Below are 25,230 nucleotides of genomic sequence, written 5' to 3'. Positions count from 1 at the left end.
GGGGGCATCGGCCCTTGCCGGGCATACCAACAGGCGGTTAAATGGCACAAAGCCGCGCAAAGGATCACCATGCCCCGCCTTGCCGTTTTTCTGTTGTTGATGGCCTGTTCGGGCTATCCCGATCTTGGGCCGTCGCCATCCGCCACCGCGCGGGCCGATTACCCTCGGTTGATCCCACTGACACCCATTGTGGATGGCGCAAAATCTGGTTGGCTGGCCGATCCGACCCAGTCGCGCGATCTGGTGGCGCGCGCGCAACGGTTGCGCGCCCGCGCTTTGGCCATGCGCGCCAGTGCCGTCAGTCCCGCCGACAAGGCGCGCATGCGCGCCGCCGTCGCGCGCCATTCCCGTTAGCCCCAAACAACCTGCGTTGAAGCGGGGCGCGAAACACGGTAAGCCGCGCCAAACGCCATCAGCCACGGAGCATCCCCATGACGAACCCCACTGGCCCTGGGCCCTTGCGCCTTGGCATTGCCGGTCTTGGCACCGTTGGCACCGGTGTTGTGAAAATCATCCAGCGTCAGGCGGCCCGCCTGACGGCGCGCACCGGGCGTGACATCGTGATCACCGCCGTCGGCGCGCGCAGCCGCGACAAGGATCGCGGTGTGCGGTTGGGTGAATATGAATGGGAAAATGACCCTGTCGCGCTGGCCACACGCGATGATGTGGATGTGTTTGTCGAACTGGTGGGCGGCGATACCGGCCCGGCATTGGAGGCCACCCGCGCAGCGTTGAAAGCGGGCAAGGATGTGGTGACAGCGAACAAGGCAATGCTGGCACATCACGGTCAGGAATTGGCCGAACTGGCAGAATCCAAAGGCAGCGTATTGCGGTTTGAGGCGGCGGTCGCGGGCGGTATTCCGGTGGTCAAGGCCCTGACCGAAGGGTTGGCCGGCAATGAAATGAGCCGGGTCATGGGGGTGATGAACGGCACCTGCAATTACATCCTGACCCGGATGGAAAGTGGCGGCATCGGGTATAACGCGGTCTTTGCCGAAGCGGCGGATCTGGGGTATCTTGAGGCCGATCCAAACCTGGATGTGGGGGGCATTGATGCGGGCCATAAATTGGCGCTGCTGGCCGCCATCGCCTTTGGCACCCGGGTGGATTTTGACAATGTGACGCTTGAGGGCATTCAGCGGATCAGCATTGATGACATCACCCAAGCCGCCGATATGGGATATCGGATCAAACTGTTGGGTGTGGCGCAAATGACAGCCCGCGGGTTGGAACAACGCATGACCCCCTGCCTTGTGCCTACCGCCTCGCCCTTGGGGCAACTTGAGGGTGGCACCAACATGGTCGTGCTGGAAGGCGACAGTGTGGGCCAGACCGTGTTGCGCGGCGCCGGCGCAGGGATGGGCCCCACCGCCAGTGCCGTGTTGTCCGACGTTATCGATATTGCGCGCGGCACCCGTCTGAGCACCTTTGGTCAGCCAGCCCACACATTGACCGTTGCAAAACCCGCAAACGCCCCCACCCCGGCGCCATTCTATCTGCGGATACGGTTACAGGACAAACCCGGCGCGCTGGCTAAAATTGCCACTGTTCTGGGGGATGCGGGCATTTCCATCGACCGGATGCGCCAGTACGATCACAAGGACAGTAGCGCACCCGTGCTGATCGTCACCCACAAAACCACCCGCGATGCGCTGGATGTGGCGTTGGCGGGGATGGCGGGCACCGGCGTCCTGGTGGGTGATCCGGTCGCGTTGCGCATCGAAGAGGTGTAATCGCGGCCCGGCATCGGCGGTTGGTTTGCGCTAACTGCCTTGTCAGGCATGGGCCAACCCATTAGGCCCATGCCAGATGCATTTCACACCGTGACAAGGATTTTCCGATGAACCAGACCACCGAATTTCATGACCGCATGCTGTCCCTCGGCCTGGCCCGTGTATCGGAAGCGGCGGCACTGGCCAGTGCGCGCCTGATTGGGCGCGGCGATGAAAAGGCCGCGGATCAGGCCGCCGTAAACGCCATGCGCGATCAGTTGAACATGCTGGATATTGCCGGCGTCGTGGTCATCGGCGAAGGCGAGCGCGACGAGGCCCCGATGCTGTTCATCGGCGAAGAAGTCGGCACCGGCAACGGGCCCGCCGTCGATATCGCCCTTGACCCGCTTGAGGGCACGACCCTCACCGCCAAAGACATGCCCAACGCGTTAACCGTGATCGCCATGGGCCCGCGCGGTTCCATGTTGCACGCGCCCGATGTGTATATGGATAAGCTGGCCGTTGGACCGGGGTATAAGCGCGGCGTTGTGACGATGGATATGTCGCCCAGCGAACGTGTGTCGGCCCTGGCCGCCGCCAAAGGGTGCAGCACCGAAGACATTACCGTTTGCGTGCTGGAACGTGAACGCCACGAAGAGATGATCGCCGAAATCCGCACCACAGGTGCCGCGATCCGGCTGATCACCGATGGCGACGTGGCCGGCATCATTCATTGCGCCGAGGCCGAAGAAACCGGCATCGACATGTATATGGGCAGCGGCGGCGCGCCCGAAGGCGTATTGGCCGCAGCAGCGCTGAAATGCATGGGCGGGCAGATTTACGGCAGGCTCCTGTTTCGCAATGACGATGAAAAAGCCCGCGCCAAAAAGGCCGGAATCACCAACCTTGATCGGGTATATACCTTGAACGATATGGTGACGGCCGATGTAATTTTCGCCGCAACCGGCGTCACCGATGGCTCGATCCTGGCCGGAATCAAACGCGAACCCGGGATGCTGACCGCCGAAACGATCCTGATGCGCAGCAAAACCGGATCGGTGCGGCGCATGACGTATCGCAATCCCGTGAAATAGCGCCGCTCGCGCCTGCGGCCGACCATCGGATTTGGATATTTTCAGCAAGAAAAAACAGGGGGCGTGGCCCCTTGGATGGTCTGTGACTGCGCGATAGGGTATCGGTTTCTTGACCAATACAGATAATGGACAATAGGCCCGGTGATCCAATGACAACCGCGTTTTTAGGTGTGGAACAGTCAATTCTTGGGCGCCCTTGGGTGGGGCCCAGCGTCGATGAAACCCGTCTGGCCGAAGCGATGGCACAGGAAACCGGGCTGCCGCCCGCGCTGTCGGCGGTTTTGGCGCGGCGCGGCATCGCCCCCACAGATGCCGCCGCGTTTCTTGCCCCTGCCCTGCGCGATCTGCTGCCCGATCCCATGATTCTGCGCGATATGGCCCCCGCGGCCGAGCGGTTTCTGGCAGCCGTAAAACACAAACAACAGATCGCCGTGTTTGCCGATTACGATGTGGATGGCGGCGCTTCGGCGGCGCTTTTGATCACGTGGTTACGGCAGATGAACCTGAGCGCGACCCTTTATATCCCCGACCGGATCGACGAAGGCTACGGCCCGAACGACGCCGCGATGGCCGATCTGGCCCGAACCCACGATCTGATCATCTGTGTCGATTGCGGCACCCTGTCCCATGGTCCGATTGCGGCGGCCAAGGGGGCCGATGTCATCGTGCTTGACCATCACCAGGGCGGCGAAACCCTGCCCGATTGTGTGGCGGTGGTGAACCCCAACCGCCAGGACGAGTCGGGCGATCTGGGCCACCTTTGCGCGGCGGGCGTGGTATTTTTGATGTTGGTCGAGGCAAACCGCAGATTGCGCCAGGACAACATCAAAGGGCCCGACCTGATGGCGATGCTGGATCTTGTTGCCCTGGCGACGGTGGCCGATGTGGCCCCTTTGATCGGCGTGAACCGCGCACTGGTGCGCCAGGGGCTGAAAGTGATGGCGCGGCGCGCCCGCCCCGGTCTGGTTGCCCTGGCCGATGTGGCGCGGATGGACGGTGCGCCAACGCCCTATCACCTGGGGTTTTTGTTGGGTCCGCGGGTCAATGCCGGTGGGCGCATCGGTGCCGCCGATCTGGGCGCGCGGTTGTTGACCACCGACAACCTGACCGAGGCGCAGGCCTTCGCCGAGCGGCTTGATCTGCTGAACACCGAGCGGCGCGATATCGAATCCGCCGTGCGCGCCGCCGCCATGGCCCAGGTTGAGGCCCGCGGCAGTGATGGCCCGTTGGTCTGGGCCGCCGGGGCCGGTTGGCACCCCGGTGTCGTCGGCATTGTCGCCGCCCGTCTGAAAGAAACCTTTGGTCGCCCGGCAGTCGTGATCGGGTTCGACGCCGATGGCATGGGCAAAGGTTCCGGCCGGTCGGTATCGGGTGTCGATCTGGGCGCGGCGATCCAACGCCTGGCCAGCGAAGGAGTGCTGTTAAAAGGCGGCGGGCACAAGATGGCGGCCGGGCTGAGCGTGACCGCCGAGCAATTGGAACCGGCCATGGCCCGACTGGGCGATTTATTGGCCCGGCAAGGCGCCGGAACCGGTGGCCCCGCGGCATTGCGTCTTGATGCGCTTTTGATGCCCGGTGCCGCAACGCCCGAGCTGATTGAACAGATCGAACAGGCCGGCCCCTTTGGTATGGGCGCCCCTGCGCCGCGATTCGCCTTTCCCGATTGCCAGATTCACGCCGCGCGCCGCGTTGGTGACAGCCACCTCAAGGTGACCTTCGGCGACGGCCTGGGCGCCCGAATCGACGCAATCTGTTTTGGCGCATTTGACGGCCCCCTCGGCCCGGCCCTCGAATCGCACGGGGGCGCACGTTTTCACATGGCCGGGCGGCTGGAAATCAACCACTGGGGTGGGAAATCGCGCCCACAGCTGCGCCTTGAAGATGTCGCCAGGCCCTGACCACCAGCCGCCTCACCGAACTTCGATCTTTTTTACAAAAAGATGCAAAATGCCACTTGCCCTCCCCGCGCAGTTTGCCTAAACCCCAACGCATCAACAGTGGCCCGTTCGTCTATCGGTTAGGACGCCAGGTTTTCAACCTGGAAAGAGGGGTTCGATTCCCCTACGGGCTGCCACTTATATGTTTTCCTTTGAAATCAACAGCTTAAAGACCAGCCTGGGCATGGCTGTACCTAGTTTTATACCCAATTTTCAGTCCCACTTATCGCGCCTTCTATGCGCCTGCCGTACGAGATCAATCCTTTTATCGGCACCATAACCCTGGATCACTTGGGTTCTTCCAACATTGCAGAATCGACATGTGGAGGCGGCGGCGGTGTACATGGCGTCACAAGGCCGTTTCTATCGACCTCACAGAACAACTGAACGTCTGTGTTAGCAACTTTGTGCAACCATACGGAGGCCACAGATTTCCTACAGCCGCCACGACAAGCGCTTTGAAGTCCTCCTGAGCCTGCTTGTGCGGCCTACTGGGAAACACCGATACAGCGCGAGGTATGCTTCATATGCTCGCTGGAAGGCCCTCTTTGTGAACCGCCATACCGCCCCAGAGCTGGCATGAACGCCCCGCCAACGAACGATGCACAACCATGATAGATAGCCAAAAAGGTAGGGAAACAGGCAGGTATCGAACCCTCTTAATCAGTGACCGAATTGGGATGTAGCCCCGCCACTTGGGCGAGGGCTTTGGTTTCTTTTGCGGCTTCTCAGAGATAGGGTGTAAAGGGCGACGTCCGGTGGACGCGACAGTCATACTCGTGACGTAACCAAGTTCAATGTTTGGGGTCGGGTTGAATCAGCTTCCCAAGCGGACAGGGATGCCTTCCAGTTGCTTACCGTTTCGAGTCTTCCTGACATAGGTCGAGATCGATACGCCAAAGAACATCTTGGTGTATGCGTCAGCTGCTTTGGCGATGTTCATTCGATGATCCGCACGACGAGGTTTCGAAAGTAACGCCGGATCGGTGAGGATGTTGCGGAGACCGGTATCTGTTGGGACGAAGAGCAGGATGTGTCTCATGACCCCTAATCGTTCACTTGGAGGGGCCTTGTAGATCATCTCGAAGAGACGGCGGGACCGCTCGTAGTGGTGCTTAGAGCGGTCTTGGTGTTCCTGTGAGCGTTTGCCCCGAGTGGCATTTTTCTGGCACGAACGAGAACAGAACTTTTGGTTGGATCGGCGCGGTTCGAACTCGGCGTTACACCGTGGGCATACTAACGCATTGGCCATGGCATCGAGCATGGCGGCTCCTTTCATGAGGGATATTGGGGGTGGTTGATGGCAAGAGCTGAACACCAACGGTGAACCTAATCCGCCTCCGCACATATAATGAGAGGCTTGGGGTCGGCTGTTCGTGTTAAGCAAAGTTGTATGCAGAGATACTCTGAGACAACGACGGGCGATGACCCGTAGTGCTGGTCAGAGATGGAGACCGCAGATCAGGCATGACCAAGATGGATTGATAATGGTGGTCATCACCAAACAACGATCACGCTTAGATAACCATGAATGCACCCCGAGCGATCAGGTGTCGGGGATAAGCTCATGGTAATCACGAACGTAGCGCTACGGATGACATGTCCGGCAAGCAGGCATCGGCCTTCCCACGTTGCAGGATCGTTTGAGAGGGTGGCTTGTGTGTGGCCCTGTGCGCTGCCAAACGGCATCCGATACCGCAGAACCTACATCTGGACTTCAAAGAAACCATGAGCATCTCACAGTGGTAACAAGGTATGGCGTCTTTAGCGGTGTATGTCGGTGTCTGAGGTGGGCCTTGGGTGTGTAGCTGGATTGCCGAAAGACCCCCAAGCCGACTAGGTCGGTGGCGACGCAGGTTCTGTGTCAATCGTATGTGTCGGGTATTCGGGGGAGGACTGAGCGTGTACATTAAGGTGACACTTAGGTTGGCTCAGGTTTTGGCTCTTCGTGGGTGGTCCCTAATTCGGTCTCGCCCATTGAAGAGCTTCGCAGCAACATCATGATAACGACAAGGCGGATCAAGTGGTGAACTCTGGGAGAGATCGTTCATCAAATATATCTAGGGTGGTCCTTAATCTGGCTCTCTGCTGTTCCGCCAACAAACACGCTGGAATATTGCCCTAGCCCTTAGCTTGAAAGCAACCTGCCAGTACAGGCAAACAATGAAGAATGGGGAATGCTGAACGCAAGCCCACCGGTCACCCTAAGATCACCGGCGGGTCTACCTTGCGCCGCCCCCTACGCTGCTTCACCCAGTGCCGCAGCAATACGGCCTCTTAGGTCCACCAGAGTTTCGATCTCAGCTTCACTTGGTGTATCCCCCGGCACCTTGTAGAATGCAGTCCCTGTCATTTCTGCAATCCGGGTGTCGGCAATATCCCAGAGGGATTTGAGGTCTCGTGTTGTCTGTTCGGTATTGGCCATGATGACTGTCCTATGATTGTGATTAAGCCCCTACGGAAATCTAGGATTCACAAAAGCGAAACACAATAAGATGTTGATAACATTGCATTACATACGATTGCCTATGCCTTGCTATGAAGTAACTAATGTCGCCACATTGGAATCGGTCATATGGTGATCCGCCTTTACCTTGAGCTTGCGCATCATGGTTAACTCAGCGTGACTTGCGCTATCAGCGAGCTTTGCAAGCATCCCACGTTCTCTTCACGTAACCGCTCGACCTTACGCTTCAACAAGTCGTGGGCTTTGAGGATCAACTCGTCCTCGTCCATCTCACCAGTGGCGACCTTCTCTTCACCCACGATATACCCACCGTCCTTGCGGATGGCTGGGAGAACCACGTTTGCCACCCAATGTGTGAACTCACGGGCTGCAGGTTTGGTGCTACGGAAGGTCGGTCGGTTCGCGCAAAGCCTTTTGATAACACGGAAAAATCCGTGCCCGTCAGGGCGGTGTGAGTGGTTCGCAATGGGGGATAATGGCGGAGGGGATGGGCCTGAAAGACAACCTTCTCCACCCTAAGTCATTGTTTTCGTTATAGTGACATTGGGATCGTTACCACACTGCAGCTCGCATCAGTCCGCATCCTCCTTTCCTCCATGTCCATAGAGGCTAGCATTCTGGTGGGCCCGATCTTGTCGCTCGAACTCGAGCGTCGAGTGCGTGATGCCGAATTCGCTCTCAAGCGCCCGCTTCATCGCGTGCTTGATGTCCTCGAGGCGATCCCATGCAGTCACCTCGACCACCACATGTGTGTCGAGCGCAGCAGCATGCTCTTCCATCTGCCAGAAATGGGCGTGGTGGATGTCAGCCACCCCGTCGATGCCACGCATCGCGGCGACAACCGCGTCGTTGTCGATGTCCGGCGGGCTGCCGAGCATCAGGGTCCGGATCGGCCCACCGATCTCGGTCAAAGCCAAGTAGAGGATATAGAGCGCGATGCCGATGGTGATCGCCGGATCGACCCACCGCATGTCGTAAAGGATGATCAGCGCGCCACCCACGATCACGGCGACCGATGCCAGGGCGTCCGACAGGTTGTGCAGGAAAAGGGCACGGATGTTCACGCTGCCCTTCTGCATCGAATAGGTGAGCAGCGCCGTCAGCGTGTCCACCACCAGCGCGACACCGCCGAGGATGACCACGGTCCAGCCAGCGACCTGGGGCGGGTCGATCATCCGCATGCCGCCCTCGTAGATGAGATAGAAGCCAACGAGGATCAGCGTGGTGTAGTTGATCAGAGCGGCGACGATTTCGATGCGGCCGTAACCGAAGGTCATCCTCTCGTCAGCGGGCCGCCGCGCGATCTTGCGCGCAGCGAAGGCGATCACGAGCGACGCCATGTCGGAGAAGTTGTGCAGCGCATCGGCGATCAGGGCGAGGCTGCCGGACAGGATGCCACCGACGATCTGGGCGACCGTCAAAAGCGCGTTCGCCCAGATCGCAATGGAAACCCGTCGGTCGCCGGACTTGGGGTCGATATGTGCGTGGCCATGGTCGTGAGACATCGTGTTCTCGCTTAAGTCTTGCCGTCATCTTGATGGACCGCCTTGTGGTGCTCGCCATGCGCGTCGCGCAGGATTTCGATACCGCCCCAGGCGGCGACGCCGGCGACCGCGATACCGACCACCAGATCGGGCCAATTGCTGCCCAGCAACCAGACCAGACCGCCTGCGACGAGAATCCCGCCGTTCGAAATGAAGTCATTGAGACTAAATGTGTTAGCCGCTCGGACGTTCACGTCGGGATCCTCGAGCCGACCAAGGAGCCAGATGCAGATGCCATTAACGACCGCGGCAATGAGCGCCATGGAGATCATGAGCGGGCCGAGTGGTTCGGAACCGGTGTAGAAACGGCGGACGGCATCAATCAGGATACCGGCCGCGAAGATCAGCAGGAGCCCCCCGACACGTTAGCGGCCGCACGCTTCCATTTGTCCGAACGAGACAGGGCGAAAAGGCTGATGGCGTACACGAAGCTGTCGGAGGTGTTGTCCAGACCGTTGGCGATCAGCGCACTGGAGTCGCCCAATGCACCTGTCGCAAAAAAGCCGATGGCGATGGCCGCATTCAGCAGCAGAACCGTCCAGAGCGTACGGCGCTGACGTTCATCCGGATCCTTTGGCAGTTCTTTGGTCATCAGGTTCGCCTCCGTTCGTGCCGGCCGTCGGATCAAGGCGGCCTCATCTGCCCTGCATGCGCAAGCCACTCGATCCTCGCCAGAAAAGAAGCAGGCCTGCTGCCCCAAGAATCGGCCGAGAGGCAGTTCTAATTCCTCTAGTCGCTAGAGGTTCAAGCGCCGCGCGGGGCGAGCAGGATCAGGGCCGCGCCCGCAAGGCAAACGACGCCGCCTGTGAGATCCCAGCGGTCTGGTCGCTCGCCTTCGGCCAGCCACATCCAGGCGACCGACGCCACGATGTAGACGCCCCCGTAGGCTGCGTAGGCGCGCCCGGCGAAGGCCGAGTCAATCTGCGCCAGGAGCCAGCCAAAGGCGATCAGGCTCGCAACGCCTGGAACCAGCCAAACCGCTGAGGCGCCGAGACGCCACCAAGCCCAGATCGCGAAACAGCCCGCAATTTCGGCCAGAGCCGCGGCGGCATAAATCGCCAGGGTCGGCAGCGCCGTCATTCGGCGGCCCCGGACGTCCTGTGGTCCTGCGCGCCGCGTGAATGATCGCTCAGCACCTCGATCACGCGGCAGTCGGCCACGGTGCCCTGTGCGCATTGCGTGATCATGCGCTCGAGCTCTGCCTTCAGCGCCGTCAGCCGCGCAATCCGGGCCTTGACGGCGGTAAGATGTTTCTTCGCAATGACGTCGGCGGCTGCGCAGGATTGATCGGGCTTGTCGGAGAGGCTGAGAAGGTCCCGGATAGCCTCCAGCGGAAACCCGAGCTCGCGCGCATGTCGGATGAACGCCAGCCGATCCAGTGCCGACTGCCCATAGAGCCGCTGGTTTCCGGCGCTGCGCTCCGGCTCCGGCAGGAGCCCGATCTGCTCGTAGTAGCGGATCGTCGGAACCTTTACGCCGGCCGCCTTACCCAATTTTCCGATGGTGAGCATCAGATTGCCTCTTGAAGCTATAGCTACTAGAGATCTTACATTCCCGACTCAGTAAATACAACGTCGCCCGCTGGGCGGGTGGAAGGGCGTGATGACAGCGAGCGACAGTGCAACCTACGAGTGGACGGTTTCCGGGATGGACTGTGCGTCCTGCGCCAACAAGGTCCGGGGTGCGGTCGAACGCTTGCCGGGCGTGAGGGACGTCGACGTGGCGCTTATGACTGAGCGGCTTCGGCTAACCCTCGACGAAGGGCAGACGCCGCGCGATCAGATTGAGGCGACCGTCAAGCGGCTCGGCTACGGGATCGCGACAAAAGGGTCGAGCCCCGACCGGAAACGCTTCGTGCTGCCGACGGGCGACCGGTCGTTGTCGCCAGACGGCGCGCAGGATGGCGCAGGACGCGAGCCCGACACTGCATCGACAGAGCCCGAGAGCCAACCCGCGCCCGGTTCCCGTTGGTATCGGACCGCGAAGGGCAGACTGGTGATCGGCACCGGGCTCCTCCTCGCGGCGGCATGGGCCGTGAAACTGCTCGCTTCCCAGGACGTGGCGACCTGGGCATTCGTCCTCGCCACGCTCATCGGGGTTGCGCCAATCGCGCGCCGCGCCGTGGCGTCCGCCCGAGCGGGTATGCCGTTCACGATCGAGATGCTGATGACCATCGCCGCCACCGGCGCGCTCGTCATCAATGCAGCAGAAGAAGCGGCGCTGGTCGTCTTCCTCTTCGCTGTTGGGGAGGTTCTCGAAGGCGTGGCGGCGAACAAGGCGCGCGACGGGATCCGGGCGCTCGCTCGCCTGGTGCCGAAGACTGCGCTCCTCGAGATCGGCGGCAGGACACGGGTGATACCGGCCGACCATTTGCAAGTGGACCAGATCGTTCTGGTGCGCCCGGGGGACCGGGTCCCGGCAGACGGCGAGGTGATCGAGGGCACTTCGGGCGTCGACGAGAGCGCCGTCACGGGGGAGAGTGTGCCGAAGCTGAAGGAGCCGGGGTCCCCGGTTTTTGCAGGCTCGATCAATTCCGAGGCGGCGCTGCGTGTCCGGGTCACGAAGTCGGCCGAGGACAACACCATCGCCCGGATCATTCGTCTGGTCGAGGAGGCAGAGAGTGCCCGCGCACCGACGGAGCGCTTCATCGATCGTTTCAGCCGTATCTACATGCCCGCAGTCGTCGGGGTTGCGGTGCTGGTGGCGATCATTCCGCCCCTCGCGTTCGCGCAAGCCTGGGATACGTGGATCTACCGCGCGCTCGCGCTCCTGCTCATCGGATGTCCCTGCGCGCTGGTGATCTCGGTGCCGGCTTCCATCGCCTCTGCGCTTTCTTCCGGCGCGCGGCGTGGGCTCCTGATGAAGGGAGGCGCCGTGATCGAGGCTGCGGCGGCGATCACTCATGTTGCGTTCGACAAGACGGGGACCCTGACCCACGGACGGCCGCGAGTCACGGACGTGGTGCCGATCTCGGTATCGGAGACGGAGGTGCTGGCGCTGGCTGCCGCCGTCGAAGCGGGGTCGAGCCATCCTTTGGCGGAGGCGATCCTGGCGCGCGCAGAAGCGGCGGAAATTGCGCCCTTGGTCGCATCGGCCGCCAAAACGCTCCCGGGCCGGGGGGCCGAGGCGGTCGTGGAGGGTGACCAGGCATGGGTGGGCTCGCCACGGTTCGCGGAGGAGCACGGTGTGCTCGACGGCAGCGCGCGGCGGAGGGCGGCGAGCCTTGAAGACGAGGGCAAGACGGTCGTCGCAGTCTTCCGCCGGAGCGAGCTTGTCGGGCTCATCGCGCTTCGGGATGAGCCTCGAGAGGATGCCGCCCGTGCGGTCCAGCAGCTGAAGGCGCTCGGCGTGAGTTCGGTGATGCTGACCGGTGACAACCGACGCACAGCGGCAGCCATATCAGACGGCCTCGGCATTGAGTACCGCGCCGAGTTGATGCCCGAAGACAAGGTCGCTGCGATCCGCGAGATGGCTGCCAAGGGCCAGGTCATGATGGTGGGTGACGGCATCAACGATGCCCCTGCGCTTGCCTCCGCCAATATTGGCGTGGCTATGGGCTCCGGTACGGATGTCGCGCTTGAGACTGCCGATGCCGCGATCCTCCGCAACCGGGTAACCGATGTGGCCGGCAAGATACGGCTTTCCCGGGCGACCATGGCCAACATCAGGCAGAACGTGGTGATCGCGCTCGGCCTCAAGGCGGTGTTCCTAGTGACGACCATCCTTGGCATCACCGGGCTCTGGATTGCAATCCTCGCCGATACCGGCGCGACGGTGCTCGTCACGCTGAACGCGCTGCGGCTTCTTGCGTTTGATCCGGAACGTGAGGCCTGAGATCAGATCATCGGCAGGGCGATGGTTCCGCTGCCATGCCGCAGGGCCGAGCGCTGAGAACATAAACCTCGGGGTACTGTTCCGCCGCGAGTGCTCAACATGCTGCAACTGGAATCGGGCTTCTGCTCGGTTTCGCGCTGGTGGCCGCCATCTGGTCGCGCACCACTACGGGGCTATTGGCCGTCCGGGGCGTGAAGCCGAACTCGAAAGAGAGACCGCAGGCGGCGATCATGGTGGCGTTCGTCGGGCTGCTCGCGCTCCACACGATTGAAATCCTGGCTTTCGCCGCAGAGAAACGCGCGAAAGTTGGTGATGCCCTGAGGGGCGGCATATCATGGCGGTGTTCAGACGCCGTCAATTCTCTGCTGAGAAAGGGATATGCCACATGCAAGAGACTACCATCACCCAGCTATCCGATCCATCGGGATTTAGCTCCGACCCATTCACCGAAGTCCTGCCCGATGGAGCGCGCAAGCTGATCGAACAGGCGATCCATGCGGAACTGGCTGCTCTGATGAACGCCTTTTCTGGGGAAAGGCTCGAGGACGGACGGGCACGCCTGGTGCGCCATGGTCACTTACCCGAACGGGAGGTGATGACTGGCATTGGTCCAGTGCCGGTGAAAGTACCGCGCGTGCGGGACAGGGGCGCTGGCGAAGACAAGATCACCTTCACGCCCAGCATCCTGCCGCGCTATCTGCGCAAAGCGAAATCAATTGAGGAGCTGCTGCCTTGGCTTTACCTCAAGGGCGTGTCCACGGGCGATTTTACCGAGGCGCTGGAGGCGCTGCTGGGTCCGAACGCCAAGGGGTTGTCTGCCAAGACCATCACGCGGCTCAAAGCCGACTGGTGGAAAGACTTCGAGGCCTGGCAGAAACGCGATCTTGGCAGTCGGCGCTTCCTCTATATCTGGGCTGACGGCGTCTACTTCAAACCGCGCATGGCTGAAGAAAAGCAATGCGTTCTGGTGATCGTCGGGGCTGATGAATATGGCCGCAAAGAGCTGTTGGCCATGACTGACGGTTTCCGCGAAAGCACGCAAAGCTGGCGCGAGGTTCTGCTCGATCTCAAGCGGCGCGGCCTGAAACAGGACCCCAAGCTGGCTGTCGGTGACGGCGCACTCGGGTTCTGGACCGCGCTGCGGGAGGTGTTCGCTACGACGCGAGAACAACGCTGTTGGGTTCACAAGGCGATGAACGTGCTGAACGCGATGCCGAAATCCTTGCAGGCAAAAGCCAAGGGCCATTTGCACGACATCTGGCAGGCAGAGACAAAAGCCACGGCCTCTGTCGCCTTCAATTTCTTCGTCGAAACCTATGGTGTGAAATGGGACAAGCCGGTGGCCAAGCTGGTCAAGGACCGCGACGCGCTGCTAACTTTTTACGACTTTCCGGCCGAGCACTGGAAACACGTCCGCACGTCAAATCCGATCGAAAGCACCTTCGCCACCGTCCGGCATCGCACAAAACGCACCAAGGGGTGCCTCAGCCGCAAAACCGGTCTGGCGATGGCGTTCAAGCTGATGATATCGGCGCAGAAGAAATGGCGCAAACTCGACGGCCAAAACCGCCTGCCCGAGATCATCCAAGGGGTTGAGTTCCGCGACGGTCTCCGCCACGTTCAAGATGCCGCCTGATCAAGCGTCACCAACTTTTGCGCATATCTCTTCGCCGCAGTCTACAGGGCGCTGCAGGGCTGGGGCGTGGGAGGCTTCGACGGCAGCTACGACCCATGCTGGAGCGGCCTGATCTACTTCTCCGGCGTCAACTTCGCCACGCTCGGGTACACGCAGATCGAGGCAACCGGGCCGATACGGATGGTCAACATGATGCAGTCGCTCGGCGGCTTCATGGTGCTGACCTGGTCGGCGACGTTCCTCTAACTCGGTCTGCGAACTGGCCTGGCGCGAGTAGCAGCCGACGACCATGGGGAATGTCAGTTTGCCTCCGACAACCTCTCTTGGTATCGGCGCTCGCGCTCTGGCCATGTGCTCTTGATGTAATCGAGAACGGCGCGGATGTCCGCGTCGCTCAGCACGTCTGCGAAGCCGGGCATGTCGCTCTCGTATCCGCCGCCGACCACGGCGGCGGTGCCTTCCCTAACGATGCGGAACAGGACATCGTCAGGATGGTGCCAGGTGTGGCCGCTGGCGTCGTGGGGTGGCGCCGGCAACCGGCCGGACGGAAGCGGCGAGCGCCAGCCCGGCTGGCCCTCCAGTTCCGCGCCGTGGCAGGCGGCGCACTGATCCGCATAGATCTGGCGTCCTTGCGCGATGATGTCCGCCGACGCCACGGCGGTGGATGCGGTACCGGCATAACGCCAGCCAGCAAAGACCGCGAGGATCACACCTCCGACGACCAGACCGATCACGACAGTATTTCGGAGAGCTTTTTTCAAGACGTCTATCCCCGATCACTGCGGAATAACATTCGCGTTTGGTCGAGACCACGTTGTGCCAGCGGCGAGGCGCCTGCGACACTGGACATTCTCGTGAGCAATGCCTATCTTTGCAGCATGCTCGAACGTGTCGTCACCATGCTTGCCATACTCGCGATCACCGTGGTGACGACGGTGACCTCCGCGCATGCGACACGCATGAGCATGAATTCCGGTGTGGATCACGCGATGCATGTCGCCGACATGATGCACTCTCCGGTCATTTCGGGCTTCGACTGTGACGCTGGAGAGCACTGTGGATCGGCCGATGCCGAGATGTGCGAGTTCGTATGCGCAGGCCTCTCTGCCTTCCTGACGTCGGCAGGCGAGGAAGCCGGGCACGCCTACGGCGCCGCCAGTCATGACGTCCCGTCCGCGGCAATCCACGTCAGCCGTGCGCCGGGACTGAACGAACGACCTCCCAAGCTCCGTCTCCTCTGAGCGCGCCCGGGCAGACGCCCGAGGCGCCCCATCGGTATTGATGAACGGGACGGAAGTCCCGAGGAGACGACCATGAACATGCTTTCTCGACGCGGCTTTCTTGCCGCAAGTGCGGCCGCCATTGGCGCTGCACACTTGCCCCGCATCGCCTTCGCGCAAGGGGTGGCGCCGATCAGCCTCTCCGCTGCGACGCGCACGCTCGACATCGACGGTCGCGCTGCCACGGTCTTCGGGCTTGCCGGCCCCGGCGGTCAGGGACTGATCCTCGACCCCGGCCAGAGGTTCCGGGTCGATCTGACCAACGACCTGGACGTCGGTACCATCATCCACTGGCACGGACAGATCCCGCCCAACGCGCAGGACGGTGTGCCGGACATGCCGATGCCCCTCCTCGCACCGGGTGAAACCCGATCCTACGACTTCGAGGCACGGCCCGGCACGCACTGGATGCACAGCCATGTGCCCACCCAGGAGATGCAGCTGCTCGCCGCGCCGCTGATCGTGCGCTCGGCCGAGGACGTTGCTGCCGACCGGCAAGACGTCGTGATGTTCCTTCATGACTTCTCCTTCAAGGCCCCCGAGGAGGTTCTGGCCGAGATCGGCGCAGGTCATGGCGGCGGGCACGGCGCGGGCCATGGTGCCGGTGCATTGCCCGATCAGGGCGCTCCCATGGGAGGCATGGGGGCGATGCAGGGCATGGATCACGGGGCCATGGGCCATGGCGCCACGGGCGGCATGCCGATGGGCAACATGCCCCGAATGGGCGGGATGATGGGTATGGGCGGCCAGATGGGCGGCATGGCCATGGACCTGAACGACTATGACTGGGACGCCTATCTCGCCAATGACCGGACCCTGTCGGACCCGGAGGTGGTCCAGGTCGAGCGCGGTGGCCGTATCCGGCTTCGGGTCATCAACGCCGCTGCGGCGACGGTATTCTGGATCGAGACCGGCGGTGCCGAGGCGCGGCTGGTCGCGGTAGATGGGCACGCGGTCGAACCTCTCGCCGGCACGCGGTTCGGTCTGGCAATGGGCCAGCGTCTGGACATCGAGATCGACCTGCCGCACGAAGGCGGCGCCTGGCCGATCCTCGCCCTGCGCGAAGGCGCGCGCGAGCGCACCGGCCTGATCCTCGCCACGCAGGGTGCCGAAGTGCGGCGTCTCGATGCAATGGCGGATGCCGAAGCGCCCGCGTTCGACACCGATCTGGCGCAGGAGGCGCGCCTCATCGCGCTGGACGCTCTGCCGGATCGACCCGTGGACCGCAGCCAGATGCTGATGCTGGGCGGTTCGATGCAGCCGTACGTCTGGACGATAAACGGGGCAGTCTGGGGCCAGCACCAGCCGATCACCGCACGCAGCGGTGAGCGGGTCGTGCTGTCGTTCCACAACATGTCGATGATGGCGCACCCGATGCATCTGCACGGCCATGTGTTCCAGGTCGTCGGGCTGAACGGGCGTCGGGTCGCCGGTGCACTACGCGACACGGTTCACGTGCCACCGATGTCGATGGTCGATGTCGCCCTCGATGTCGGTGAGGCCGCCCGATGGATGCTGCATTGCCACCACATGCCGCACCTTACGACGGGGATGATGACCGAATTCGCGGTCACGGCGTCCGTCTGATCCCAGCGGGTCGTCCGGACATGGCGCCCCGCCCGGCACCGATCCTGGTCTGTCCTGCCCCATGTTGTCGTGAGGGCCGGCCAAAAGACGCACCCTGCGGGTAAAAATCAGGAGGATGAGATGATGAACTGGAACGACATGGGCCCCGGAATGGGTTTCGGAATGGGGTTTGGCTGGCTCTTCGGCCTGCTGATCCTCGTGCTGCTGGTTTTGGCCATAGCAGCGCTGATCAAGTATCTTCGGAAATAGAAAAAAGGAGTTGGCAATGACCTACACGATCAATCGAATGTTCCCCGACGCCGGTATCGACGACGTCGACGCTCGCGCGCGGAAGGCCCTCACCGACCACGGCTTCGGCATCCTGACCGAGATCGACGTCAAGGCGACGATGAAGAAGAAGCTAGATGTCGAGATGCCCGCCTACCGCATCCTCGGCGCCTGCAACCCCAAGATGGCGCATCAGGCCATCGGGATCGAACCGCGCGTCGGTGCGATGCTGCCATGCAACGTCATCCTGCGCGAGGTCGACGGTGGCGTGGAAGTCAGCGCCATCGATCCTGTGGCGTCGATGCAGGCGATTGAGAACGCCGAACTGACGGCCGTGGCGGGCGAGGTGCGCGACCTCCTGGCGAAGGCCGTCGCGGCGGTCTGAGATGAGCCTGCGCGTCACCATTCTCGCGGGCCTTGCGATCCTCGGCATCGGACTGCTCGCTGTCTGGCAGTTCGCGCCTTCGGTGTTCGCCGAGGCGCGCAGCCTCCTGGAGCCCGAGCGTCTGGAAACGCTGGTGGCGCGTGCGGGTCTCTGGGGGCCGGTCCTGATCGTCACGCTTATGACCATCGCGGTCGTGGCCAGCCCAATCCCGAGTGCACCCATCGCACTGGCGGCCGGAGCGGCCTACGGACATCTCTGGGGGACCGTGCAGGTCGTCATCGGCGCCGAGCTCGGGGCGCTGATCGCCTTCGGTCTCGCACGGGTTCTGGGGCATGACGTCCTGCGGCGGGTGTTCGGGGACCGCGTCGATGCCGGGCTGCTCGGCTCGCAGAACGCGTTGACGGCGATGATCTTTGCCAGCCGCCTGATGCCCTTCGTGTCTTTCGACATGATTAGCTATGCGGCAGGGCTGAGCCGCCTGCACGCCTGGCGGTTCGCCGTCGCAACACTGGCGGGGATCATACCGGCAAGCTTCCTGCTGGCCCATTTCGGCGGTGAGGCGGTGAGCGGTGACCTCGGGCGCGCGACATGGGCGGTGCTCGGACTCGGGCTTGTGACGGGGTTGCCGCTGCTCTGGGTGGCGCTGCGACAAAAGCCTGAAAAGGAAAATCCATGACGAAAAGCGATTACGAGAAGAACAGCATTACCCTCCCGGGTGCTGTGGCCATGGGAACCGGCGTGATGATCGGCGCGGGCATCTTCGCGCTGACCGGCCAGATCGCCGAGCTTGCCGGGCCGCTCTTCCCGCTCTCGTTCGTCGTGGGCGCCATCGTGACCGCCTTCAGCGCCCACACCTACATCAAGATGTCGAACGCGTATCCGTCAGCGGGCGGCATCGGGATGATCCTGAAGAAGGCCTACGGCCCGACGACGATCGCGGCGGGCGCCGCCCTGCTGATGGCGCTGTCGATGGTGATCAACGAAAGCCTCGTCGCGCGCACCTTCGGCACCTACACGCTGCGGGCGTTCGGCGGCGATCCGGACAGCATTCTCGTGCCTATTCTCGGTGTCGGGCTGATCGTCTTCGCCTATCTCGTGAACGCATCGGGCACCCGGTCGGTTGGGCTGTTCTCCATCATCATGGCCGTGCTCAAGGTGGGCGGCATCGCGCTGTTCGGCGCAGCGGGTCTTTGGGCAAGCGGCATCTCGTTCGAGGCGACGGGTGATGATTTTGCAGCCACAGGTTTCGTGGCGTCGGTTGCGCTGTCGATCCTGGCCTTCAAGGGCTTCACGACCATCACCAACAGCGGCGCAGAGGTCACCGACCCGCACCGCAACGTGGGCCGGGCCATCATCTGGTCCATCGCGCTCTGCGTCGTCGTCTATCTGTTGGTGGCCTTCGCGGTCGGCTCCAGCCTGCCGCTAGACCGTATCGTGGCGTCGAAGGACTACGCGCTGGCCGAGGCCGCCGAGCCCGCGCTCGGCAAGACTGGCTTCTACCTGACGGTGGCGCTGGCGCTGGTGGCCACCGCGTCGGGTCTGATCGCCAGCGTGTTCGCGGTCTCGCGGATGCTGGCGATGCTGACCGACATGAAAATGATCCCGCACAGCCATTTCGGGATGCAAGGCACGATCAAGGATCACACGCTCGTCTATACCGTCGTGATCGCGGGCTTCCTGACGGTCTTCTTCGATCTCAACCGCATCGCCTCGCTCGGGGCCTTCTTCTATCTGGTGATGGACATGATCATCCACTTTGGCGTGTTCCGGCATCTGCGCGAAGAAATCGGCGCTCGGGGCTGGGTGTTGCTGACGGCAATCGCACTTGATGCCGTGGTGCTGGCCGCCTTCGCCGCGATGAAATGGCAGTCCGACCCCTTGATCGTCGTCCTGGGTGCGATCGGCATGGCGCTGGTGTTCCTGTTCGTCGGAATCTTCCTCGCACGGAATCCCGCCCCGGAAGGCGCTCACGACCACCATTGAAAAGGGCTTGAGCTTCCAACGGCTGGAGGCCGCAAGCTGAAACGAGATACCGAAAGGCTGGCAGACCATGGAACATGATCATCATCACGCAACGCACGACATCCCGACGGGGACCGAGACGGCAAAGGACCCGGTCTGCGGGATGACGGTCGCGGTCAATACGGACGGGCGTCACGCCGAGTTCGAGGGCGAGACCTTCCATTTCTGCTCGGAGAAGTGCCAGACGAAGTTCAAGGCGGATCCGTGGTTCTACGCCTCGGGCCGGGCTGCCGGGCAGAAGAAGGCGGCACCGGCCAATGTCCAGTACACCTGTCCGATGCATCCGGAGATCGTCCGCGATGCGCCGGGGGCCTGTCCGATCTGCGGCATGGCGCTGGAGCCAATGGTGCCGTCCGACGAGCCCAGCGAGGAATTGACTGACTTTACACGGAGGATGTGGATCTCGGCTGCCGCCGCAGTGCCACTCGTCATCCTGACAATGGGCGAGTTGGTGGCGCTGCCGGTGCGCGACTGGATCGGGCATCAGACAGCGAGCTATCTGGAGTTCCTGCTCGCGACACCGATCATCCTCTGGGCCGCCTTGCCGTTCTTCCGCCGCGGCTGGGACTCGATCGTGAACCGCAGCCCCAACATGTGGACGCTGATCAGCCTCGGCGTGGCGGCGGCTTACCTGTATTCGATCGTTGCCACCTTCCTACCCGGGATTTTCCCCGAACAGTACCGGATGGGACACGGCGTCGGCACCTATTTCGAGGCGGCCGTGGTCATCGTCACTTTGGTCTTCGTGGGCCAGGTACTGGAACTCCGCGCACGAGAGCGCACAGGCGACGCGATCCGCGCGCTGCTGGACCTCGCACCCAAGACGGCACGGCGCATCCTGCCCGATGGCACCGAATATGATGCGCCGCTCGAGAACATCATGGAGGGCGACCGGCTGCGCGTGCGCCCCGGCGACGCGGTCCCGGTCGACGGGACGGTGATCGAGGGCCGGTCTTCGCTGGACGAGAGCATGCTGACTGGTGAGTCGATGCCAGTGGAAAAAGGTCTGGGCGATGATGTGACCGGGGCCACGATCAACAAAAACGGCAGCCTGGTAATCGAGGCGGGCAAGGTTGGCGCGGATACGGTGCTCGCACAGATCGTGGCCATGGTGTCGAACGCGCGACGGTCCCGCGCTCCCATTCAGGGGTTGGCGGACCGGGTGTCGGCAGTCTTTGTGCCAACCGTTGTCGCCATCGCCATTGTCGCCTTTGTAGTCTGGCTGATCTTCGGCCCAGAGCCCGCGCTGGTCTTCGCCATCGCATCTGCCGTGTCAGTGTTGATCATCGCCTGCCCCTGCGCGCTCGGGCTGGCGACCCCAATCTCGATTACCACGGCGGCGGGGCGCGGCGCGCAGGCGGGCGTGCTGATCAAGGACGCCGAGGCGCTGGAGCGCATGGCGGGTGTCGATACGCTCATCGTCGACAAGACCGGCACCCTGACCATGGGCAAGCCCAAGCTCACGGATACGGTCGCGCTTGGGAATTTGACCGAGATGGAGCTGCTGTCGCTGGCTGCTGCGCTCGAGCGCGGCTCGGAACATCCGCTGGCCGAAGCCATCGTCGAGGGCGCCGAGGCACAGGGCTCCCCGCGTCAGGAGGCCACCGACTTCGAGGCTGTCACCGGCAAGGGGGTGCGCGGCAGAGTTGGCGGACGCGCCGTGGCGCTCGGCAACGCCGCGATGATGCGAGAGATGGAGCTGGACACGGGTGCGGCCGACGTGAAGGCTGACACCCTGCGCGCCGACGGCAAAACGGCGATGTTCATTTCCGTTGATGGCGCGCTTGTTGGCATCATAGCGGTAGCTGACCCGATCAAGGACAGCACCGCGCAAGCGATCAAGGAACTGCACGCCCAGGGCCTGCGCGTGATCATGGCCACGGGCGACAACGAACGCACGGCACAGGCGGTGGCAGGTAAGCTTGGCATTGACGAAGTCCGCGCGGGCGTCCTGCCCGAGGCCAAGAAGGACCTGATCGACCAGTTGCGCCGCGATGGCCACAAGATCGCGATGGCCGGTGACGGAGTGAACGACGCCCCGGCGCTCGCCGCAGCCGATGTCGGCATCGCCATGGGCACCGGCGCGGATGTGGCGATGGAAAGCGCAGGGATTACCCTGCTGGGCGGCGACCTGATGGGCATCGTCCGGGCGCGCAAGCTGGCGCGTGCGACTTTGCGCAACATCAAGCAGAACCTGTTCTTCGCCTTCGCCTACAACGCGCTTGGCGTCCCCATCGCCGCCGGGCTGCTTTACCCTGTCACCGGACTTCTGCTCTCGCCGATGATCGCGGCGGCGGCGATGAGCCTGTCGTCGGTCTCGGTGATCACCAACGCCCTGCGGCTCAGGCGGGTCGACCTCTGATCTGCCAGCCCACACATCCAACCTCGAAAGGAACATCAGATGACCCAAGACATGTTTTCCCGCCGCAAGCTCCTGATCGGCACAGCTGCGCTGGCGGCTGCGTCGCCCTTGAGGGCTCTGGCGCAAGGCGCCGGTCCGGCGATCCACGTGATGAAGGACCCCAACTGCGGCTGCTGCTCGGCCTGGATCGAGATCCTCGAGAACGACGGCTTCGCCGTCACGACCGAGGCGAGCGCCGGGACGCTTCTGATGCGCTACAAGCTGGACAACGGCATCCCGCAGGAGATGGTCTCCTGCCATACGGGTCGTGTGGATGGTTACATTATCGAGGGTCACGTCCCTGTTGCCGACATTCGCCGTCTCCTGCTGGAACGCCCCGACGCGGTCGGCCTCGCAGTGCCAGGCATGCCCTACGGCTCGCCCGGGATGGGACCGGAAAGCCAGCGCGAGGCCTACGACGTGTTTCTGATCCGGCGCGACGGATCGAACGAGGTCTTTACCAGCTACGCTGCTGCCTGACCTTGAGGCTCCAATTCGGCTCTTGATCAGGGGCGAGAACACATACGGACCTGATCCCGGATCACGGCGTAGTCGCTCAGCATCTCGGCGATGGCCGACCCGTGCGGCAGCCGCGCGAGCTCCTCGGCTGCGCGCGCCTGGAACTCGCGGCTGTACTCTACCACGGGCGGGCAGACGGTCGCGATGCCGGGCTCAGAACCGACCGTTGCGCAGCCGCTCAGCAAGCTCGTCGCGAGACCTAGGACGACGAGCCGTCGCCTCGAGCATCTGGCGTTGGACATCATTGGCTTTCTCCGTGGTCTGAAGGCGTTCAGCGAGGCGTCCCGCTCGCTCGCCGGACCGCCGAAGCGAAAGCAGGAACAGGAGCAGGGCGAGGATGATGGCGCCGTAGCGCAAAGCGGCCCGCATCCATGGGCTGGCGGCGAACCCGATCAGGAGCGGGGCCATCACCGCTGCCCTCGGCGCCAGTCATCGAGACGCGCGTAGATCGTGACCGCGATGCCGCCGAGCGCCACTGCGATGAACACCCAGCGCAGGGTGTCGAGATACGGCACCAGCGGCAGGACGGCGCTTTGCGTCTCCGCCAGCACCTGCTGGGCGACTTCCACCCCGGCTGCGCCGAGCGTCGCGACACCCGCCGCCCCGCCACCCTTCATCGTGCGGCTGTCGGCCAGCGCCTCGCGCGCGGGCGGCGTCTCGGCTGCAAATGCCGTCGCCCGGACCGGGAAGCGCTCGCCCCACTGACGCGCCGGGCCGAGGTCGACGTGGATGAAGCCCGAGCGCGGGTAGAAGCCGAAGCCGAGGAACCCGACCTCGCGGGCCGCCGCCTCGAAGGCCACCGGGTCGTGGTTCGCCATGGCGATGTCGAAGGCGGCGCCGTCGAGGTGCTTGGAGCGGGTGGCGCCACCCACGGCGCGATTGTGCTCGGGGCTGCGATAGGCCGAGCGGACGATCAGCGGCTTGCCCAGCCGGTCGCGCAACGCCTGCAGCCTGTCGAGGGCGGGTTCGTTGACCAGCAGCTTGCCGGTGCCCCGGCAGGCGATCTCGGCGGGGCTGAAATTCCGCAAGCGCCATGCGCTCTCCGGAACGTCGCGCCAATGGCGATGGAATGTCGTGGTCATGAGGGTCCTCCGAAACGAAAGAACCCGCCTCAAAGGGCGGGTCATTGCGGACTGATGAATGGGGATGGGGCGCGGCTACGGGCCGCCGCCGAAGATCTTCAGCTTGATGGCGATGCCCGCGAGCAGCGCCAGCATGACGCCCGTGGTGATCATGCGGACGGCGGTTTGCATCGCGGTGCGGCGGACCAGGCGGATGCAGTCCACCAGGGAGCGCAGATCGCGGATGTCGAGCGCGGCCTCGTCGCCGTCGAGCCCGACATTGGCCAGCGCGCGCTTCGCGCCTTCCTCGGCGGCGCGTGTCAGGATCGCCTCGAACTCGGCATCGGGCATGCGCACGAAGCCCTCGGATCGGGGTGGGTTCATTGGGTCCTCCTTCCGCTCAGCCGACCTTGCAGCCCCAGAACGAGGTGTGATCGGCGGCGAAGTAGCCGTCCGCGACCCGGAAATACCCCTGCAGCTCGACGGTATCGCCTGCCGTCAGCGGCACCATGGTCTGAAGCCAGATCGCGGTAGCGAGCGAGACATGGGTGGCGGAGATTTCGCCGAGGGAGCCGCGGATTTCGGTCGTGCCGTTCAGGACGAGCCGCCCGCGCATGCGGGCCGTGGCGCTGGCGTTGATCTTGTAGAGCAGCGTCGCGCCGAAGAGATAGGTGCCGTCGACAGGCGCCACGAAGTGGTTGTTCGCGGCGTCGAAGGCCCCCTGATCGTTGTAGTCGGTGTTGTTCAGGCCGATCTTCGTCCAGGTCCCAACGCCCACGTAGTTGTCGTAGTTGGTGTACGCCTTGAACCGCGGCAGCCGGGGCTGATCGACAATGCCGGTGGCGTTGTCGACGCTGAGGCCGTCGAAGAAGGTGCTGCCGTCAGCGGAGACCGCGAGCCGGAAGCGGTCCGACCCGAACAGCCCCACCAGCGCCTTGGTCACGAAGCCGGTCTGCAGCGTGAGCCCGAGATCGTCGCCAGCGGCCTCCTTGTTCATGGTGTAGAACAGATCTCCGGTGCCGCCCTCGGCCGCGGTCTTCGCCGTCCAGAGCGCGGCGTTGAGCTTGGCCGAGAACGGGTTCGAGGCATCCGCTGTCGTGCCCAACCCGAGCAGCGCGATGTTCTGCAGCGCTGCTGGTGTGGTCCCGATCCAGCCCGCGCCATCGTAGACGAGCAGTAGGCCCTCGTCCTCCACCCACACACGCCACCCGCTCCGCGGCGGCAGGCGCAACCAGGCGCCATCGGTCCAGAGCGCGACGTTCAGGTCCCACCCCGCCCAGTCGCCGGTCGCGCCCGAGGCGACGATGTAGCGGTCGCCATCGACGGGGCTGCCGGGCGGCGCGGTAAGTTCCCGGTCGAGGACGGAGAGCTGGACGAGCCCGTCGAGCAGCCGCAGCGCCTCGTTGTGGGTGACATGCTTCTGGGCCTGCGCCGCGAGGATGTAGGGCAGCAGGAGATGGGTCGTGGCGTCGGACATGGGATGG

The 25,230-nt window shown here is 63.2% G+C and carries 27 protein-coding genes and 1 tRNA gene; 16 read left to right on the top strand and 12 right to left on the bottom strand.

Going from position 1 to position 25,230, the window contains the following annotated elements:
* Positions 1–69: 69 nt before the first annotated feature.
* The 5 genes from C8265_RS07565 (at position 70) to C8265_RS07545 (ending at position 4,880) form a co-directional block, all read left to right on the top strand.
* Entirely contained in the window at positions 70–354 is a 285-nt protein-coding gene (locus C8265_RS07565) for a hypothetical protein (RefSeq protein ID WP_108483400.1), read from the top strand.
* A 77-nt stretch (positions 355–431) separates the two neighbouring features.
* Complete coding sequence (locus C8265_RS07560) at positions 432–1,733, top strand: homoserine dehydrogenase (protein ID WP_108483399.1); 1,302 nt, start codon at positions 432–434, stop codon at positions 1,731–1,733.
* Between the two features lie 107 nt (positions 1,734–1,840).
* On the top strand, positions 1,841–2,806 hold the full coding sequence (gene glpX / locus C8265_RS07555; protein ID WP_108483398.1) for a class II fructose-bisphosphatase: 966 nt from the start codon (positions 1,841–1,843) through the stop codon (positions 2,804–2,806).
* A 149-nt stretch (positions 2,807–2,955) separates the two neighbouring features.
* Complete coding sequence (gene recJ / locus C8265_RS07550; protein ID WP_108483397.1) at positions 2,956–4,704, top strand: single-stranded-DNA-specific exonuclease RecJ; 1,749 nt, start codon at positions 2,956–2,958, stop codon at positions 4,702–4,704.
* Positions 4,705–4,805: 101 nt separating this feature from the next.
* Positions 4,806–4,880 (top strand) — tRNA-Glu (locus C8265_RS07545).
* A gap of 680 nt (positions 4,881–5,560) precedes the next feature.
* On the opposite strand, the gene C8265_RS07540 is transcribed toward C8265_RS07545, so the two are convergent.
* The 7 genes from C8265_RS07540 to C8265_RS07510 all read right to left on the bottom strand — a co-directional run bounded on the left by C8265_RS07540 (position 5,561) and on the right by C8265_RS07510 (position 10,265).
* Positions 5,561–6,007, bottom strand: coding sequence for a hypothetical protein (locus C8265_RS07540; protein WP_108483396.1), 447 nt, complete (start codon positions 6,005–6,007; stop codon positions 5,561–5,563).
* Positions 6,008–6,982: 975 nt separating this feature from the next.
* A complete protein-coding gene (locus C8265_RS07535; protein ID WP_108483395.1) occupies positions 6,983–7,168 on the bottom strand; it encodes a hypothetical protein in 186 nt (61 codons plus the stop codon).
* A gap of 614 nt (positions 7,169–7,782) precedes the next feature.
* Complete coding sequence (locus C8265_RS07525) at positions 7,783–8,715, bottom strand: cation diffusion facilitator family transporter (protein WP_108483394.1); 933 nt, start codon at positions 8,713–8,715, stop codon at positions 7,783–7,785.
* 11 nt (positions 8,716–8,726) lie between these two features.
* The gene (locus tag C8265_RS20045) at positions 8,727–9,077 is read right to left on the bottom strand and encodes a cation efflux transmembrane domain-containing protein (protein ID WP_476703834.1); all 351 of its coding nucleotides are present in this window, start codon (positions 9,075–9,077) and stop codon (positions 8,727–8,729) included.
* Between the two features lie 20 nt (positions 9,078–9,097).
* Entirely contained in the window at positions 9,098–9,346 is a 249-nt protein-coding gene (locus C8265_RS20040) for a cation efflux transmembrane domain-containing protein (RefSeq protein WP_476703833.1), read from the bottom strand.
* Positions 9,347–9,498: 152 nt separating this feature from the next.
* Complete coding sequence (locus tag C8265_RS07515; protein ID WP_108483393.1) at positions 9,499–9,834, bottom strand: YnfA family protein; 336 nt, start codon at positions 9,832–9,834, stop codon at positions 9,499–9,501.
* On the bottom strand, positions 9,831–10,265 hold the full coding sequence (locus C8265_RS07510; RefSeq protein ID WP_108483392.1) for a MerR family transcriptional regulator: 435 nt from the start codon (positions 10,263–10,265) through the stop codon (positions 9,831–9,833). Before C8265_RS07510 ends, C8265_RS07515 begins: the two co-directional genes overlap by 4 nt.
* Positions 10,266–10,356: 91 nt before the next feature.
* Between C8265_RS07510 and C8265_RS07505 the strand changes: the two genes are divergently transcribed.
* The 3 genes from C8265_RS07505 (at position 10,357) to C8265_RS07495 (ending at position 14,470) form a co-directional block, all read left to right on the top strand.
* Positions 10,357–12,588: a heavy metal translocating P-type ATPase gene (locus tag C8265_RS07505; protein WP_240611010.1), complete on the top strand. Its 2,232-nt coding sequence runs from the start codon at positions 10,357–10,359 to the stop codon at positions 12,586–12,588.
* A 385-nt stretch (positions 12,589–12,973) separates the two neighbouring features.
* Complete coding sequence (locus C8265_RS07500) at positions 12,974–14,224, top strand: IS256 family transposase (protein WP_108483390.1); 1,251 nt, start codon at positions 12,974–12,976, stop codon at positions 14,222–14,224.
* A 66-nt stretch (positions 14,225–14,290) separates the two neighbouring features.
* On the top strand, positions 14,291–14,470 hold the full coding sequence (locus tag C8265_RS07495) for an ion channel (protein ID WP_208998929.1): 180 nt from the start codon (positions 14,291–14,293) through the stop codon (positions 14,468–14,470).
* 53 nt (positions 14,471–14,523) lie between these two features.
* Here the strand turns inward: C8265_RS07495 and C8265_RS07490 are convergent, their stop codons facing one another.
* A complete protein-coding gene (locus tag C8265_RS07490; protein ID WP_420818853.1) occupies positions 14,524–14,931 on the bottom strand; it encodes a c-type cytochrome in 408 nt (135 codons plus the stop codon).
* A gap of 147 nt (positions 14,932–15,078) precedes the next feature.
* Between C8265_RS07490 and C8265_RS07485 the strand changes: the two genes are divergently transcribed.
* From C8265_RS07485 to C8265_RS07455, 8 genes are all read left to right on the top strand, one after another.
* Entirely contained in the window at positions 15,079–15,465 is a 387-nt protein-coding gene (locus tag C8265_RS07485) for a hypothetical protein (protein WP_240611009.1), read from the top strand.
* Between the two features lie 72 nt (positions 15,466–15,537).
* The gene (locus tag C8265_RS07480) at positions 15,538–17,091 is read left to right on the top strand and encodes a multicopper oxidase family protein (RefSeq protein WP_062563567.1); all 1,554 of its coding nucleotides are present in this window, start codon (positions 15,538–15,540) and stop codon (positions 17,089–17,091) included.
* Between the two features lie 120 nt (positions 17,092–17,211).
* The gene (locus C8265_RS19905; protein ID WP_264224588.1) at positions 17,212–17,340 is read left to right on the top strand and encodes a hypothetical protein; all 129 of its coding nucleotides are present in this window, start codon (positions 17,212–17,214) and stop codon (positions 17,338–17,340) included.
* Between the two features lie 16 nt (positions 17,341–17,356).
* A complete protein-coding gene (locus C8265_RS07475) occupies positions 17,357–17,743 on the top strand; it encodes a DUF302 domain-containing protein (protein ID WP_045681285.1) in 387 nt (128 codons plus the stop codon).
* A 1-nt stretch (position 17,744) separates the two neighbouring features.
* Complete coding sequence (locus tag C8265_RS07470; protein ID WP_108483389.1) at positions 17,745–18,419, top strand: TVP38/TMEM64 family protein; 675 nt, start codon at positions 17,745–17,747, stop codon at positions 18,417–18,419.
* Positions 18,416–19,726: an APC family permease gene (locus tag C8265_RS07465; protein ID WP_108483388.1), complete on the top strand. Its 1,311-nt coding sequence runs from the start codon at positions 18,416–18,418 to the stop codon at positions 19,724–19,726. The genes C8265_RS07470 and C8265_RS07465 overlap by 4 nt, the downstream gene beginning before the upstream one ends.
* 67 nt (positions 19,727–19,793) lie before the next feature.
* The gene (locus tag C8265_RS07460; RefSeq protein ID WP_108483387.1) at positions 19,794–22,127 is read left to right on the top strand and encodes a heavy metal translocating P-type ATPase; all 2,334 of its coding nucleotides are present in this window, start codon (positions 19,794–19,796) and stop codon (positions 22,125–22,127) included.
* Positions 22,128–22,166: 39 nt separating this feature from the next.
* Complete coding sequence (locus C8265_RS07455; RefSeq protein WP_045685040.1) at positions 22,167–22,646, top strand: DUF411 domain-containing protein; 480 nt, start codon at positions 22,167–22,169, stop codon at positions 22,644–22,646.
* 192 nt (positions 22,647–22,838) lie between these two features.
* On the opposite strand, the gene C8265_RS07445 is transcribed toward C8265_RS07455, so the two are convergent.
* The 4 genes from C8265_RS07445 to C8265_RS07430 all read right to left on the bottom strand — a co-directional run bounded on the left by C8265_RS07445 (position 22,839) and on the right by C8265_RS07430 (position 25,223).
* The gene (locus tag C8265_RS07445) at positions 22,839–23,093 is read right to left on the bottom strand and encodes a hypothetical protein (RefSeq protein ID WP_203561091.1); all 255 of its coding nucleotides are present in this window, start codon (positions 23,091–23,093) and stop codon (positions 22,839–22,841) included.
* Positions 23,093–23,767 (bottom strand): YcbK family protein, encoded by a 675-nt coding sequence (locus C8265_RS07440; protein WP_108483620.1) that lies wholly within the window; start codon positions 23,765–23,767, stop codon positions 23,093–23,095. The genes C8265_RS07445 and C8265_RS07440 overlap by 1 nt, the downstream gene beginning before the upstream one ends.
* Before the next feature lie 75 nt (positions 23,768–23,842).
* The gene (locus C8265_RS07435) at positions 23,843–24,130 is read right to left on the bottom strand and encodes a DUF6127 family protein (RefSeq protein WP_108483386.1); all 288 of its coding nucleotides are present in this window, start codon (positions 24,128–24,130) and stop codon (positions 23,843–23,845) included.
* A 16-nt stretch (positions 24,131–24,146) separates the two neighbouring features.
* Positions 24,147–25,223: a DUF2793 domain-containing protein gene (locus C8265_RS07430; protein WP_108483385.1), complete on the bottom strand. Its 1,077-nt coding sequence runs from the start codon at positions 25,221–25,223 to the stop codon at positions 24,147–24,149.
* Positions 25,224–25,230 lie beyond the last annotated feature (7 nt).

Source organism: Oceaniglobus ichthyenteri, assembly GCF_003057885.1.
Classification (GTDB): Bacteria; Pseudomonadota; Alphaproteobacteria; order Rhodobacterales; family Rhodobacteraceae; genus Oceaniglobus; species Oceaniglobus ichthyenteri.
This window is presented reverse-complemented; position numbering and strand designations above follow the sequence as displayed.

Excerpts from the sequence above, each read along its gene's own strand:
- C8265_RS07565 (WP_108483400.1), top strand. The coding sequence starts at position 70 with ATGCCCCGCCTTGCCGTTTTTCTGTTGTTGATGGCCTGTTCGGGCTAT.
- C8265_RS07560 (WP_108483399.1), top strand. The coding sequence starts at position 432 with ATGACGAACCCCACTGGCCCTGGGCCCTTGCGCCTTGGCATTGCCGGT.
- glpX (WP_108483398.1), top strand. The coding sequence starts at position 1,841 with ATGAACCAGACCACCGAATTTCATGACCGCATGCTGTCCCTCGGCCTG.
- recJ (WP_108483397.1), top strand. The coding sequence starts at position 2,956 with ATGACAACCGCGTTTTTAGGTGTGGAACAGTCAATTCTTGGGCGCCCT.
- C8265_RS07540 (WP_108483396.1), bottom strand. The coding sequence starts at position 6,007 with ATGCTCGATGCCATGGCCAATGCGTTAGTATGCCCACGGTGTAACGCC.
- C8265_RS07535 (WP_108483395.1), bottom strand. The coding sequence starts at position 7,168 with ATGGCCAATACCGAACAGACAACACGAGACCTCAAATCCCTCTGGGAT.
- C8265_RS07525 (WP_108483394.1), bottom strand. The coding sequence starts at position 8,715 with ATGTCTCACGACCATGGCCACGCACATATCGACCCCAAGTCCGGCGAC.
- C8265_RS20040 (WP_476703833.1), bottom strand. The coding sequence starts at position 9,346 with ATGACCAAAGAACTGCCAAAGGATCCGGATGAACGTCAGCGCCGTACG.
- C8265_RS07515 (WP_108483393.1), bottom strand. The coding sequence starts at position 9,834 with ATGACGGCGCTGCCGACCCTGGCGATTTATGCCGCCGCGGCTCTGGCC.
- C8265_RS07510 (WP_108483392.1), bottom strand. The coding sequence starts at position 10,265 with ATGCTCACCATCGGAAAATTGGGTAAGGCGGCCGGCGTAAAGGTTCCG.
- C8265_RS07505 (WP_240611010.1), top strand. The coding sequence starts at position 10,357 with ATGACAGCGAGCGACAGTGCAACCTACGAGTGGACGGTTTCCGGGATG.
- C8265_RS07500 (WP_108483390.1), top strand. The coding sequence starts at position 12,974 with ATGCAAGAGACTACCATCACCCAGCTATCCGATCCATCGGGATTTAGC.
- C8265_RS07480 (WP_062563567.1), top strand. The coding sequence starts at position 15,538 with ATGAACATGCTTTCTCGACGCGGCTTTCTTGCCGCAAGTGCGGCCGCC.
- C8265_RS19905 (WP_264224588.1), top strand. The coding sequence starts at position 17,212 with ATGATGAACTGGAACGACATGGGCCCCGGAATGGGTTTCGGAATGGGG.
- C8265_RS07475 (WP_045681285.1), top strand. The coding sequence starts at position 17,357 with ATGACCTACACGATCAATCGAATGTTCCCCGACGCCGGTATCGACGAC.
- C8265_RS07470 (WP_108483389.1), top strand. The coding sequence starts at position 17,745 with ATGAGCCTGCGCGTCACCATTCTCGCGGGCCTTGCGATCCTCGGCATC.
- C8265_RS07465 (WP_108483388.1), top strand. The coding sequence starts at position 18,416 with ATGACGAAAAGCGATTACGAGAAGAACAGCATTACCCTCCCGGGTGCT.
- C8265_RS07460 (WP_108483387.1), top strand. The coding sequence starts at position 19,794 with ATGGAACATGATCATCATCACGCAACGCACGACATCCCGACGGGGACC.
- C8265_RS07455 (WP_045685040.1), top strand. The coding sequence starts at position 22,167 with ATGACCCAAGACATGTTTTCCCGCCGCAAGCTCCTGATCGGCACAGCT.
- C8265_RS07445 (WP_203561091.1), bottom strand. The coding sequence starts at position 23,093 with ATGGCCCCGCTCCTGATCGGGTTCGCCGCCAGCCCATGGATGCGGGCC.
- C8265_RS07440 (WP_108483620.1), bottom strand. The coding sequence starts at position 23,767 with ATGACCACGACATTCCATCGCCATTGGCGCGACGTTCCGGAGAGCGCA.
- C8265_RS07435 (WP_108483386.1), bottom strand. The coding sequence starts at position 24,130 with ATGAACCCACCCCGATCCGAGGGCTTCGTGCGCATGCCCGATGCCGAG.
- C8265_RS07430 (WP_108483385.1), bottom strand. The coding sequence starts at position 25,223 with ATGTCCGACGCCACGACCCATCTCCTGCTGCCCTACATCCTCGCGGCG.